The organism is Mesorhizobium sp. NPDC059054, from assembly GCF_042739215.1.
Taxonomy (GTDB): Bacteria; Pseudomonadota; Alphaproteobacteria; order Rhizobiales; family Rhizobiaceae; genus Mesorhizobium.
This window is the reverse complement of the sequence record NZ_JBHYHV010000001.1, coordinates 816,145-828,749: the sequence shown is the minus strand read 5'-3', so window position 1 is coordinate 828,749 and position 12,605 is coordinate 816,145. Positions and strand designations below refer to the sequence as shown.

Genomic DNA, 12,605 nt, shown 5'->3' with positions numbered 1-12,605 from the left:
TTCCTCGCCGACACTATATCGAGCCAATGCAAAGCGCGAACGGCAAAAGCAGAATCCAGCTTTGCCTTCCATCGCGCGCCAATTTATTGAGGGTCACGCACGATGCCGCCGAAGTTATCTCTCGCGGACACCGTGGCTCGGCGCTTAGGTTCAAACAAAGGCGTGGTTATGACCGATCTCAATGTGGGCGATGTTGCGCCCGACTTCATCCTTCCTCGTGACGGCGGCAGCAGCTTCAAGCTCTCCGATTTCGCTGGCAAACCGGTGGTTCTCTACTTCTACCCGCAGGATGACACGCCGAGCTGTACAAACGAAGCGATCAGCTTTTCGCAACTCAAATCCGATTTCGAGAAAGCAGGCGCTGCGGTGATCGGGCTTTCGCCCGATAGCGTAAAGAAGCACGACAAGTTCAAGGCCAAGCACGCGCTGGAAGTCGATCTCGCCTCCGACGAAGAGCGCGAGGTGATCGAAGCCTATCATCTATGGGTGGAAAAGAAGATGTATGGCCGTAGCTATATGGGAGTGGAACGCGCCACGTTTTTGATCGGGCGCGACGGCCGTATCGCGCACATTTGGCGCAAGGTACGGGTAAAGGGCCATGCCGAAGCGGTTCTGGAAGCGGTGCAAGCTCTCTAGGTTCTCTGAGCGCCCTTGCGTCCAGTACCCAACTATGTCTGCTCGTCCCATTAAGCTGCATAGCTCCCATGAAGCAAGGCTTTATTAACCATAACAAGTGCCTAATGGGCATTGTTGGGGTAGCAAACGAAAGCCTGGTTCGGTGAGCGCAAACGGTCAGTCGGCGGTGTTCGGCAGGCGTAAGGAGCCGCATACGGTCATCATTGCCCGCGGCGATGAGATCCGGCACTTCACAGTCCGCCCCTGGATGATTGCATGCTTCGGTTCAGCCGTTGCCGCAGTTGTCATCGGCTACTTGCTGGCCACGTCCTATCTCGTTTTCCGCGACGATCTCATTGGGGCGACGACCGCTCGCCAGGCCCGCATGCAGCAGGCCTATGAGGACCGCATCTCAGCCCTACGCGCTCAAGTGGACCGAATCACCAGCCGGCAGTTGCTCGATCAGCAATTGATGGAAACCAAGGTCGGCGAATTGCTGGCGCGACAGACCCAGCTCAGCCAACGTCATGGCCGGCTTGGCCCCATCCTCGAACGCGCCGAGACCCTTGAGACGATCAGCCCTGAACCGCAAAATCCGATTCCGGCCGCCGCACCTGCTGACCAGGCCAAGTCGGAAGATCATGCAGCCCTCGTCGGCGACAAGGCGATACCAGAACTTGCCACCTTGGCCAGCCTGGGCAATTCGCAAACGCCAGCTTTTTCGCGCTGGTCTACCCGCGCTGACCTGCCCGCGGACGCCTCGTCCGCAGACCGCGCCGACAAGCTGTTCGTGGCGATCAACCAGTCTCTGCAGGCGATCGAAACCGAGCAGTTGCAGCGCGTTACCCGACTTGCCGATACAACCTACGAGAATGCCGACGCCATCAAGGGGGCGCTCCAGGCCGCCGGCCTCCCGGTCGACGATGATTTCGGCAAGGACGAAACCGACGTCGGCGGCCCGCTCGTGCCGGTCGACCGCGCGTCGCTGTTTGACACCAAGGTCAAGGAACTGGACGAGGCACTCGATCAGCTCGATCACCTTCGCAAGGAGGCGCGGCGATTGCCGCTCGCCAATCCGGCACCAGGCCGCGCCGTAACCAGCCCGTTTGGCGTGCGCACAGATCCCCTGCTCGGCACTGCGGCACTGCATTCCGGCATGGACTTCCGCATTCCGCTGGGCTCGCCTGCCCGCGCCACCGCGCCCGGCGTGGTCACTAAGGCCGGCTGGAATGGTGGTTATGGCCGCATGGTCGAGGTCGACCACGGCCAGGGCTACACCACGCGCTACGCCCATCTCAGTCGTGTGGACGTTGCCGTAGGCCAAGCCGTGAAAGCTGGCGATGTCGTCGGCCAGACCGGCTCATCAGGCCGTTCGACGGGCCCGCACCTACACTATGAAGTGCGACATGACGGCGACGCCATCGATCCGCTGCGGTTCTTGAAAGTAGGCAAGAAGGTTCAGAAGTATCTCTAGCACTGCAGAGCGGCTTCGATCGCATCTCACCTGCCCGTGACATTGTCACCGAGGCTGCTAAAATGCTCAGCAAAAAGCTGGATAAAATGGCGCGAGTGACGGGGCTCGAACCCGCGACCTCCGGCGTGACAGGCCGGCACTCTAACCGACTGAGCTACACCCGCGCACTGACGCCGCGGACTTGCCGTGACGTCGATGGCGGCTGGATAAGGGGTTCACTGTCGGGTGTCAAGCGGCCCACGAGCGCTAATTGCAGTTCATGCGAAGGTTTTTTGACACGCAGCGACAAAGCCTTGAAAGTGCCGCAGAATGGAGCACCCGTCTTCGTATTTTGCCTTGCGCAAGCGCCCTCGAACTGCTTAAAGGTCCGCCCCGAGAGGGCGATTAGCTCAGTTGGTAGAGCGCTTCGTTTACACCGAAGATGTCGGCGGTTCGAGTCCGTCATCGCCCACCATGTCCCTCGCAACTCGCTAACCCGATATGTCGTGGTTGCATGGTTCCGATTTTTCAAACGCTGCATGATTTCCGCACTATGCGAAACACCTTCAATTTAGGAAGTGTGAGCAAGAACACAGCGCGATCTGGCCCCTTGTCTTAGATGCCTGGTGGCATTAGCGGTTCCCAAATCTTGAGGGTGTCAATGTTAGCATCGCCACGCTGGCCAAGCGGGTGATTCTGCATGTACAGCTTGCTCCAGTCGAAATGATAGAACGGCCGCATGGACCTTCCCATTTTTGCCATCAATCTCGACAGCGAAGTCGATCGCTGGGAAGAGCTGGCGGGTAATGCCGGCGCCGCTGGACTTTCCTTGCGCCGTGTATCGGCGATCAATGGCAGGGCGCTGTCGACTGAGAATTGGAGCGGTGTCGACTTCGCTACTGCCAAGACGCAGAATGGGCGGGAGATCCTGCCGACAGAGTATGCCTGCTACCAGAGCCATCTTACTGCGCTGCGGGCATTCCTGGACGAAGACAAGCCATACGGGCTGATCATCGAAGATGATGTTGCTTTCGATGAGAGCACAGTGCGCCGGATCGAAGCGATCATCACTGCCGTGTCGGATTTCGATGCCATCAAGCTCACTACCCATAGGACCGGGTTGTTCGTGCGGGCCGTCACAACGACGTGCGGCGACGAGATCGGGCGCGCGCTCCATGGTCCACAAGGATCCGCAGCCGCCTATCTCGTGACAAGGCGAGGCGCGCAAAGGCTGATCTCCAAGCTCGCGACGATGACCTTGCCATGGGACATCGCTCTGGAGCGGTTCTGGGATTCCGGCCTCGAAGTCTATTCCACCCGCCGGAACATATTGAACTTCACGTCTCGCAGTGCCGTTTCCAGCATCGCGGGGCCCTCCGGAAGCTACAAAGGGGCCAGATTCTCCTGGTGGAAACGGCTGGGGACAGCCTCCTTCCGCACGAAGGATCAGTTTCGACGTTTGCATCATGTCTTTCTGCGCCCGCCCCTGTACGGCGAGGCTCCGGACTATCCAACCTCCCAACAGCATCTGCTGTGGCAAATACTGGCGACACTTCTCGTATTGGCGTTCGTATCACCGGTTTGGCGGGAAGCCGACACCTACCGCTATGCCGGGATCATCCTTTTCATGGCGGGTATCGTCCGCTGGCTGGGCAAGGATCTATGGACATACGGCAAGCCACTGATCGGCGGGGTCGGTTACCTTTGCTTCGGATGGGCCATTTATGTCTTTGCACGCCTGGCGGCGGTCTATTTTACGAGCGGTCAACTCGGTACGGCCGAGGGCGTCTATCTATTCCCGGCGTTCTACGCGACCACGGGGTTTGCACTTCTAGCCTACGTCAAGCGGCCGGCAGTGGTGGCCGCATGCTTCATGGTGGCCAGTCTTGCGTTTCTCGCCGCAGATACCAGCTATATCCAAGTTCTCCAGGGTGAGTGGCCAAAACCCTGGCTATTCAACAATACCATTCACGCCGCAATCGCGGCCGGCTTCATCTTTCTGTCCGCCATCCAGTTTGCGATCTACACCGGTCAACGCAGCGACCTGAAAGCGGGAAATAGAGTTTTTTACTGGTTGCTTTCGGCAGCCGTATTGGTGTTTGCCGTCGTCAACATTGTCGCGCTGCGCTCGAAGGGCGTCTGGCTTGCTCTTGCGGCCGCGCTCCTGTTGTTGGTCGTTTTGGCTTTGATACGCGGAAGCCGTCACCATATGTTCGTAGGCATCGGCGTGCTGGTTCTGATCCTCGTGGGTCTTTTCTTCTCCTACGGCATCCTGTCGTCGACCGCAGGGGATACTGTCGCTTTCATCGGAACGTCGATTTCGGATGTGACAACCAACGGCGTCGGCAACGCCCTCGATCATGCCATCAAAAGTGAGCTCACTCCTACTTCAGCCAAAGAGCGCCTGATGCTCTGGTCCAATGCAGTGGAGATTTGGAGACACCATCCGGTTTTCGGCGCCAGTTCCGCCTGGCTTACGGAATGGCAGAACAGGGCCTATCAAACTCAGATCTACGACGTCTTCCACAACGGCTATCTTGAAATTGCCGTGCGCTACGGCATCGTTGGATTGGCGTTCTATGCATTCCTGTTCAGTTGGGCGGCAAGACAGGTGCAGCAGGCAGCCAGAACGAAGCTCATCGAACCCGCTGCGTGGCACTGCTATATTTCCACGCTGGTTTTCTTCGCCATCACCCTGCTCAGCAATTCCAACAACCGGCTGGCAATTGGCGAGGCTTACATGTGGTTCGCCGCTGCGTTCGGCTTCTATTGTTACTATCTACGCCAGCATGCCAGACAGGTCGAACCAAGGACGTATTTTTAGCCCCTGGCTGAACGCTCCACCATCCGGGTAATTGCCAACAAAAAAGCCGGGCTCAACACCCGGCTTTTCGCAGTTCTGAACAATCAGCGCGCCTTAGTTGACGGCGTCCTTCAGGCCCTTGCCGGCGGAGAACTTCGGCACCGTGCGGGCCGGGATCTTCACTTCGGCACCGGTCTGCGGATTGCGGCCGGTCGACGCAGCGCGCTTCGAAACCGAGAAATTGCCGAAGCCGACCAGACGGACATCGCCACCCTTCTTCAACTCGCCGGTGATAACGGCAAACACCGCATCCACCGCCGACTGCGCGTCACCCTTCGAGATCTTCGCGGCATCGGCGACAGCGGACACCAGTTCGTTCTTGTTCATCAAAAATCCCTTCCATGAGAAAACCGGAACTTGCGACTCATCCGGCAGGGATTGGACTTTAGAAAGAAGTGTTCCGACAACCAAGCCAAAAGACCGACAAAAGAACGAAAAAAGCCCAGAAAACCGGGCTTTTTCACAAAAAAGCCGGGCCCAAGGCCCGGCTTTTCGTTTGTGCGGTGCACTCTTCGTCGATGCTAGTGCGCAAGCGACTTTCCGGCATCGTCGACATCGGTTGCAGCCGGCGGGCTGACCGGCTCGACCCACTCGATCGGCTCCGGCATCCGGACCAGCGCATGCCGCAGCACTTCGCCAATGCGCGAGACTGGAATGATTTCCATTCCATTCTTCACATTGTCCGGAATCTCGGCCAGATCCTTGGCGTTGTCTTCCGGGATTAGCACCTTCTTGATGCCACCACGCAGCGCAGCCAGCAGCTTCTCCTTCAGGCCGCCGATCGGCAGAATACGGCCACGCAAGGTAATCTCACCGGTCATTGCCACATCGGCCCGGACCGGAATACCGGTCAGGATCGACACGATGGCTGTGGCCATCGCGGCACCCGCGGACGGACCATCTTTCGGAGTGGCGCCTTCCGGCAGATGCACATGGATGTCGCGCTTGTCGAAGAGCGGTGGCTCGACGCCGAAATCCAGCGCCCTGCTGCGGACATAGGAGGCCGCCGCCGAGATCGATTCCTTCATGACGTCGCGCAGGTTGCCGGTGACCGTCATCTTGCCCTTGCCGGGCATCATGACACCTTCGACCGTCAGCAATTCACCGCCGACCTCAGTCCAAGCCAAGCCGGTGACAACACCAACCTGGTCGTCGGACTCCGCGCGGCCGAAACGATAGCGCTCGACACCGAGATAATCGGACAGATTGGAAGCGGTGATCTTCACCGACTTCTTTTTCGTCTTCAGGATCTCGGTCACCGCCTTGCGACCGAGCTTCATCAGCTCGCGCTCAAGCGAACGCACGCCCGCCTCACGGGTATACGTCTGGATGACAGCGCGAATTGCATCCTCGGAAACCGAGAATTCCTTCGGCTGCAGGGCATGGTCCCGCACGACCTTCGGCAGCAGGTGCCGCTTGGCGATCTCGACCTTCTCGTCTTCAGTATAGCCGGCGATACGGATGATCTCCATGCGGTCCATCAAGGGCGCAGGGATGTTCAGCGTATTGGCCGTCGTAACGAACATCACGCTCGAGAGATCGTATTCGACCTCCAGATAGTGATCCATGAACGTCGCATTCTGTTCCGGATCGAGCACCTCGAGCAGCGCCGAAGACGGATCGCCACGGAAGTCCTGACCCATCTTGTCGATTTCATCGAGCAGGAAGAGCGGATTGGACTTTTTCGCCTTCTTCATCGACTGGATGACCTTGCCGGGCATCGAGCCGATATAGGTGCGGCGATGACCGCGGATCTCGGCCTCGTCACGCACGCCGCCGAGCGCCATGCGGATGAACTCGCGGCCGGTCGCCTTGGCGATCGACTTGCCGAGCGACGTCTTGCCAACGCCGGGAGGACCGACGAGGCACAGGATAGGCCCTTTCAACTTCTTCTGACGGCTCTGCACGGCCAGGTATTCGACAATACGATCCTTGACCTTGTCGAGGCCATAGTGATCGGTATCGAGTACGTCCTGCGCGAAATTCAGGTCCTGCTTGACCTTGGAGTTCTTGCCCCACGGGATCGACAGGATCCAGTCCAGATAGTTACGCACGACCGTGGCTTCGGCAGACATCGGCGACATGGTGCGCAGCTTCTTCAGCTCCGCCTCAGCCTTTTCCCGGGCTTCCTTGGTCAGCTTGGTTTTCTTGATGCGCGCTTCGATCTCGGCGGCCTCATCGCGACCGTCCTCACCCTCGCCAAGCTCCTTCTGGATCGCCTTCATCTGCTCGTTGAGGTAGTACTCGCGCTGCGTCTTCTCCATCTGGCGCTTGACGCGCGAGCGAATGCGCTTCTCCACCTGCAGGACGGAGATCTCAGCCTCCATGAAGCCCATCGCCTTCTCGAGACGCTCCTTGACGGAGAGCGTGGCGAGCATTTCCTGCTTCTCAGGAATCTTGATGGCAAGATGTGAGGCGACCGTGTCGGCGAGCTTGGAATAGTCGTCGATCTGGCTGGCCGCGCCAACCACCTCAGGTGAGATCTTCTTGTTCAGCTTGACGTAGTTCTCGAAGTCCGAAACCACGGAACGCGCCAGCGCTTCGACCTCGACTTCCTCTTCATCCGGCTCGGCCAGAACGCTGGCCTTAGCCTCGTGGTAGTCGGTACGATCAGTGAAGGTCACGATCTTGGCACGCGCCACGCCCTCGACCAGCACCTTCACGGTGCCATCGGGAAGCTTCAGCAACTGCAATACGTTGGCGAGCGTGCCGATGTCGTAGATCGCATCAGGCTCGGGATCGTCATCGGCGGCATTCATCTGGGTGGCAAGCAGGATCTGCTTTTCCTGGCCCATCACTTCTTCAAGCGCCTTGATCGATTTCTCACGCCCAACGAAGAGCGGAACGATCATGTGCGGGAACACCACGATGTCGCGAAGCGGAAGAACCGCAAAGGCGCCGTCGCCGGTAGCCTTGGATATTTTGGCCATTGTCCAACCTTTCCTTCGCGATCGCCTTTGGCCAATCGCGAATCTCATATTAACGACCGCGGACCATTCCGCCTACCACCGATTGTGACGGGAGTTTTGCAGCACAGAATTCGGCCCGTGGCCTTCGACTGTTAAGTGGATAAGACACCGGCAAAGATCAAGGTCCATCTTCACCTGCCTTTAGTGCTAGGCAGCACCGTCTGCGGTATCCTTATCCACGAAATGGAAACGGCGCCGAGCGGCGCCGTTTCAACCTTGAAAAAAGGCACGTCAGGCGCTGACGTTGCCCTTCTTTTCCTTCTGCTCGGAATAGATGTAGAGCGGCCGGGCATTGCCCGAAACCACCTCTTCCGAGATCACAACTTCGCGGACGCCTTCGAGAGCCGGCAGCTCGAACATCGTGTCGAGCAATATGGCTTCCATGATCGAACGCAGACCACGTGCGCCGGTCTTGCGCTCGATGGCGCGCTTGGCGATCGCCGAGAGCGCGTTCTCGTGGAAGGTCAGATCCACGCTCTCCATCTCGAACAGGCGCTGATACTGCTTGACCAGCGCATTCTTCGGCTCAGTCAGGATCTGGATCAGCGCCGGTTCGTCGAGATCCTCGAGCGTTGCCAGCACCGGCAAACGACCGACGAATTCCGGGATCAGGCCGAACTTCAGCAAATCCTCAGGCTCGACCTGGCGGAACAGATCGCCCGTGCGGCGATCTTCCGGCGAGGCCACCGTCGCACCGAAGCCGATCGAGGTCTTGCGGCCACGGTCGGAAATGATCTTGTCGAGCCCGGCGAACGCGCCACCGCAGATGAACAAAATGTTCGCGGTGTCGACCTGCAGGAATTCCTGCTGCGGATGCTTGCGGCCGCCCTGCGGCGGCACCGAGGCAACCGTGCCTTCCATGATCTTCAGCAGCGCCTGCTGGACACCCTCGCCCGACACGTCGCGGGTGATCGAGGGGTTGTCCGACTTGCGGCTGATCTTGTCGATCTCGTCAATGTAGACGATGCCACGCTGGGCGCGCTCGACATTGTAGTCGGCCGACTGCAGCAGCTTCAGGATGATGTTCTCGACATCCTCGCCGACATACCCGGCCTCGGTCAGCGTCGTGGCATCAGCCATGGTAAAGGGAACGTCGATGATGCGGGCGAGGGTCTGGGCGAGCAACGTCTTGCCGCAACCGGTCGGGCCGATCAAAAGGATATTCGACTTCGCCAGCTCGACGTCGTTGTTCTTCCCGGCATGCGCGAGGCGCTTGTAGTGGTTGTGGACAGCCACCGACAGCACGCGCTTGGCGTAAGGCTGACCGATGACGTAGTCGTCCAGCACTTTCAGGATTTCCTGCGGTGTCGGCACGCCTTCGCGCGACTTCACCATCGAGGTCTTGTTCTCCTCGCGGATGATGTCCATGCACAATTCGACGCATTCGTCGCAGATGAACACCGTCGGCCCGGCAATCAGCTTGCGCACCTCGTGCTGGCTCTTGCCACAGAAGGAGCAATACAGGGTGTTCTTGGAGTCACCGCCGCTGTTGCTGACCTTACTCATCGTCCCAGTCCTTTCATGGGCACCCGCCGATGGTTTGGCGTTTGGCACACTTACTTATCTATCGCGGGAATCCGCGCCGGCCAGTGGTCTGGCTCCTGCAACGCATTCCGTACGAAACACAAATCAGAAAACGTGGCAATGATTCCCGCAGCCCCACGGAAAGCTAAGCCGCCGAAAATCAACATAGCCTTAACGTAGGCAATCGTCGCCGTCGAGGAAACAGCCAATTGTGGCTGAAATGCCGCAAACCACACCAAAAGCGTGGTCTGCCGCCGACAACTGACAATTTAGTTTGGCCCAATATCAGCCTGCGGTCGTTTCCGCCGCTTCGCGGCTCTCGATGACCTTGTCGATGAGACCGAAATCCCTGGCCTCGTCGGCAGTCATGAAATGGTCGCGGTCGAGCGTCTTTTCAATGGTCTCGTAGTCCTTGCCGGTATGCTTGACATAGACCTCGTTCAAGCGGCGCTTCAGCTTGATGATGTCCTGGGCGTGGCGCTCGATATCCGAAGCCTGGCCTTGGAAGCCGCCGGAAGGCTGGTGCACCATGATGCGGGCGTTCGGCGTGGCGAAGCGCATGTCCTTGTGGCCAGCGGTGAGCAACAGCGACCCCATCGAGGCGGCCTGACCGATGCAGAGCGTCGAGACAGGCGGCTTGATGAACTGCATGGTGTCATAGATCGCCATGCCGGAGGTTACCACGCCGCCCGGCGAGTTGATGTAGAGGTTGATTTCCTTCTTCGGGTTCTCGGCTTCCAGGAAAAGCAGCTGCGCGCAGACCAGCGTCGCCATGCCGTCTTCGACCGGACCGGTGATGAAGATGATGCGCTCCTTCAGGAGGCGCGAGAAGATATCGTAAGCCCGTTCACCGCGATTGGTCTGTTCGACCACCATCGGAACGAGGTTCATGTAGGTTTCGATGGGGCTCTTCATAAATGGTCCCTTGCCTGGATGGGATATCCGCGCCGGATGGGCGGAATCGATACTGACGGTCGTTTCCGTAGATAGGATGCCCGCTCACCCTAGCGCAAGACCGCAGCGCCTAGCCATCCGGTCAGAGCATTTTCCGATACATCCCGCCGTTAACGAATTTTAAAGAATTCGCTTTTCCGGCCATCTCCGTCCGCTAAAGTTGAAGCGAGCGGCGTCAGTTCGCGTAAAAAGGGGTGGCATATGTTGAAGAAGCAGCTTTTGCTGGCTGTGTCCGCGCTGATCATGCTCGGCACCGCCTCCGAAACAGTGGCGGGCGGCCGCGCGGTCGAATGCTACGAACCGTATCGGACCCGTCCTGTCTACGACACGATCTATGGAGAAGAGCAGGTCAGCCCAGGATACAGCCGGGTGGTGAGGACGCCTCCGATCTACGGCACGCGTCAGCGCGCCGTGCTGATCCGGCCGGAACGCGTCACCTATGAAGTGATCCCGGCGGTTGTCGATACCAGATATCGGACCATACAGGTCTCAGATGGAGGCTACGGCTGGGAGTGGCGCTGGATCAACGGCCGCCGCGTCCTGTGCAAGATCAAATACAAGCCGCGCTACGAAAGGGTGGCCGAAACCGTCGTGATCCAGCGGGAATCCCACCGCCGCGTCGTCATCCCTGCGGAATATGGGTACGAGACCGAGCAGGTCGTCATCCAGCCGGGATCCGAGCGCGTGCTGGAGGTGCCGCCGAGCTATCGACAGGTCGCGCGCCGCGTGATGGTCTCCGAGGGCCAGACCGGCTGGCGCCGCGTGCACATTCCACGGCACTGTCAATACTGAGTAGGCAGCTTGCCGACAAGCCGGGGCATTTGCTCCGGCTTTGTCGACAGCCAAGTGAATGACCGCGCTCAAACCAGCCAACGGAACGCGCGGCGCAGGAACGCCTGCCCGTCCCGCGTTATCGGGTCGCCATGAGCCATCAACACGTTGTCCGCAGGCCAGGCCAGGATTTTCTGAATTGAGGCACGTGCCGCCCGCCTGTCCGTGAATGCGATCCGAAATTTGCGGGGCACGGACGCCTCGGCACCGATCATCAGATCAAGCCCCGCCACGACCGCGCGCCAGCCAGAGAACCAGCCGGGTTTGAATTGCTGGATCAGATCGCAGAAGAGAGCGGTACGGCTCGCCAGGTGAAAAAACACGATTTCGGTTGTGATGAGATTTCCGCCAATGACGACTTGCTTCACATCCGTGTTCCAGGCTGGCTGGCCGATGTCAGCGAGGTCCCCGTCAAACAGGATATCGGGTCGTTTCTCGCGCAATCCAGGCGGGGCGTAGGTCTTCGCTTGCGGAAAGGCGCGCTGCCAGTCACCAAGAAACAGGTGATGCAGCGAATTGGGTGGGACGAGATAACCTACCTCGCCCAACGCGCTGACCGCGGCATGCAATTCAGCGGAAAGAGCAATCGGCGACCAGATGAACAGTTGGTTCCCGGACAGACGAATGACAGCCTGGCGCGTCGGATAGTGAAAACCGGCCGCGGCTGTTACGATCAGCCCCTCGGCAAGCCAGATTTCAGGGCCGAACCGCGTCAGGATGGAAGCCACGACATCACCAATATTTACAGATGAGTAAATTTACACATATGTATAAAAAATGCCAAGCTTGAAGCGCACGGAGCGATCCAGAAATCTGATCCTCGACGCAGCCGACAGGGCGTTCCGGGAATTCGGGTTTGAAAACACCTCGGTCGAGGATATCGCCGGGCGCGCCGGTTTGACCCGCAAGACTGTCTACAATCTGTTCGGCTCGAAGGAGGACATCGCCTTCAGCCTCATCGCTCGCGTAGAAGCCAACGATGCCGGCTACCGCGAGCTGATGACGCGCAACATGAACGTCACCGAATTGCTGGAGCAGGTTCTGACGGACAGCGCGGGCTGGTGCATGGCCAACCCATCACTGGCACGCCTGGCGCTTGCGCCTTCCCTACGACCATCCCTGGAGCCACCGTCCGAACGCCCCTCTTTTCAGGGGCTCGTCCGGGATATTCTTGCTCTTGGACAGCAGCAGGGCCTTGTCCGCAAGGACGAGGGAGCAAACTACATGGCGCTGGTCCTGCTTGGGATCTATGGCCAGGCGATGCTGAACTCCCTCGCGGGAGACGCGTTCGATCACAATCAGGTGCGCCGACTTATCCGTATCGTCGTCGAGGGCATCGGCGACCGATCGTAGGCCTGCATCCGCGCTTGACGGTCAAGGACGGCTGCGGTAGCCG

General features: G+C 59.0%; 10 protein-coding genes and 2 tRNA genes. 6 read left to right on the top strand and 6 right to left on the bottom strand.

Translation table 11 applies throughout. The annotated features are described in order from the left end of the window. Window positions 1-168 precede the first annotated feature (168 nt). Together bcp and ACFWXH_RS03940 are read left to right on the top strand one after the other, a co-directional pair. Window positions 169-636, top strand: a complete 468-nt coding sequence (gene bcp / locus ACFWXH_RS03945) for a thioredoxin-dependent thiol peroxidase (RefSeq protein ID WP_054313990.1) — start codon at window positions 169-171, stop codon at window positions 634-636. A gap of 142 nt (window positions 637-778) precedes the next feature. After that, window positions 779-2,089: a M23 family metallopeptidase gene (locus ACFWXH_RS03940; protein WP_379117703.1), complete on the top strand. Its 1,311-nt coding sequence runs from the start codon at window positions 779-781 to the stop codon at window positions 2,087-2,089. Between the two features lie 87 nt (window positions 2,090-2,176). Here ACFWXH_RS03940 and ACFWXH_RS03935 read toward each other — a convergent pair. Next, window positions 2,177-2,253: transfer RNA gene (locus ACFWXH_RS03935), tRNA-Asp, on the bottom strand. A 214-nt stretch (window positions 2,254-2,467) separates the two neighbouring features. Between ACFWXH_RS03935 and ACFWXH_RS03930 the strand changes: the two genes are divergently transcribed. Beyond that, window positions 2,468-2,543: transfer RNA gene (locus tag ACFWXH_RS03930), tRNA-Val, on the top strand. Between the two features lie 264 nt (window positions 2,544-2,807). Then, complete coding sequence (locus ACFWXH_RS03925) at window positions 2,808-4,892, top strand: O-antigen ligase family protein (RefSeq protein ID WP_379117701.1); 2,085 nt, start codon at window positions 2,808-2,810, stop codon at window positions 4,890-4,892. 93 nt (window positions 4,893-4,985) lie between these two features. Here ACFWXH_RS03925 and hupB read toward each other — a convergent pair whose 3' ends face one another. The 4 genes from hupB to clpP form a co-directional block, all read right to left on the bottom strand. Continuing rightward, entirely contained in the window at window positions 4,986-5,258 is a 273-nt protein-coding gene (hupB, locus tag ACFWXH_RS03920; RefSeq protein ID WP_054308706.1) for a DNA-binding protein HupB, read from the bottom strand. Window positions 5,259-5,452: 194 nt separating this feature from the next. Next, on the bottom strand, window positions 5,453-7,861 hold the full coding sequence (gene lon, locus ACFWXH_RS03915) for an endopeptidase La (RefSeq protein WP_054308707.1): 2,409 nt from the start codon (window positions 7,859-7,861) through the stop codon (window positions 5,453-5,455). Window positions 7,862-8,131: 270 nt separating this feature from the next. Further along, window positions 8,132-9,406 (bottom strand): ATP-dependent Clp protease ATP-binding subunit ClpX, encoded by a 1,275-nt coding sequence (gene clpX / locus ACFWXH_RS03910; protein ID WP_054308708.1) that lies wholly within the window; start codon window positions 9,404-9,406, stop codon window positions 8,132-8,134. A 303-nt stretch (window positions 9,407-9,709) separates the two neighbouring features. Further along, the gene (gene clpP, locus ACFWXH_RS03905) at window positions 9,710-10,339 is read right to left on the bottom strand and encodes an ATP-dependent Clp endopeptidase proteolytic subunit ClpP (RefSeq protein WP_379117699.1); all 630 of its coding nucleotides are present in this window, start codon (window positions 10,337-10,339) and stop codon (window positions 9,710-9,712) included. A gap of 240 nt (window positions 10,340-10,579) precedes the next feature. Between clpP and ACFWXH_RS03900 the strand changes: the two genes are divergently transcribed. Next, the gene (locus ACFWXH_RS03900; RefSeq protein WP_379117697.1) at window positions 10,580-11,170 is read left to right on the top strand and encodes a hypothetical protein; all 591 of its coding nucleotides are present in this window, start codon (window positions 10,580-10,582) and stop codon (window positions 11,168-11,170) included. A 68-nt stretch (window positions 11,171-11,238) separates the two neighbouring features. On the opposite strand, the gene ACFWXH_RS03895 is transcribed toward ACFWXH_RS03900, so the two are convergent. Beyond that, window positions 11,239-11,928: a DUF4336 domain-containing protein gene (locus ACFWXH_RS03895; RefSeq protein ID WP_379118950.1), complete on the bottom strand. Its 690-nt coding sequence runs from the start codon at window positions 11,926-11,928 to the stop codon at window positions 11,239-11,241. A 58-nt stretch (window positions 11,929-11,986) separates the two neighbouring features. Here ACFWXH_RS03895 and ACFWXH_RS03890 point away from each other — a divergent pair, with 58 nt between their 5' ends. Beyond that, entirely contained in the window at window positions 11,987-12,562 is a 576-nt protein-coding gene (locus ACFWXH_RS03890; protein WP_379117695.1) for a TetR/AcrR family transcriptional regulator, read from the top strand. Window positions 12,563-12,605 lie beyond the last annotated feature (43 nt).

What these genes read in the sequence shown, in the direction of transcription:
- hupB (WP_054308706.1), bottom strand. Translation starts at nt 5,258, where the DNA reads ATGAACAAGAACGAACTGGTGTCCGCTGTCGCCGATGCCGCGAAGATC.
- ACFWXH_RS03925 (WP_379117701.1), top strand. Translation starts at nt 2,808, where the DNA reads ATGGACCTTCCCATTTTTGCCATCAATCTCGACAGCGAAGTCGATCGC.
- ACFWXH_RS03890 (WP_379117695.1), top strand. Translation starts at nt 11,987, where the DNA reads ATGCCAAGCTTGAAGCGCACGGAGCGATCCAGAAATCTGATCCTCGAC.
- bcp (WP_054313990.1), top strand. Translation starts at nt 169, where the DNA reads ATGACCGATCTCAATGTGGGCGATGTTGCGCCCGACTTCATCCTTCCT.
- ACFWXH_RS03900 (WP_379117697.1), top strand. Translation starts at nt 10,580, where the DNA reads ATGTTGAAGAAGCAGCTTTTGCTGGCTGTGTCCGCGCTGATCATGCTC.
- clpP (WP_379117699.1), bottom strand. Translation starts at nt 10,339, where the DNA reads ATGAAGAGCCCCATCGAAACCTACATGAACCTCGTTCCGATGGTGGTC.
- lon (WP_054308707.1), bottom strand. Translation starts at nt 7,861, where the DNA reads ATGGCCAAAATATCCAAGGCTACCGGCGACGGCGCCTTTGCGGTTCTT.
- clpX (WP_054308708.1), bottom strand. Translation starts at nt 9,406, where the DNA reads ATGAGTAAGGTCAGCAACAGCGGCGGTGACTCCAAGAACACCCTGTAT.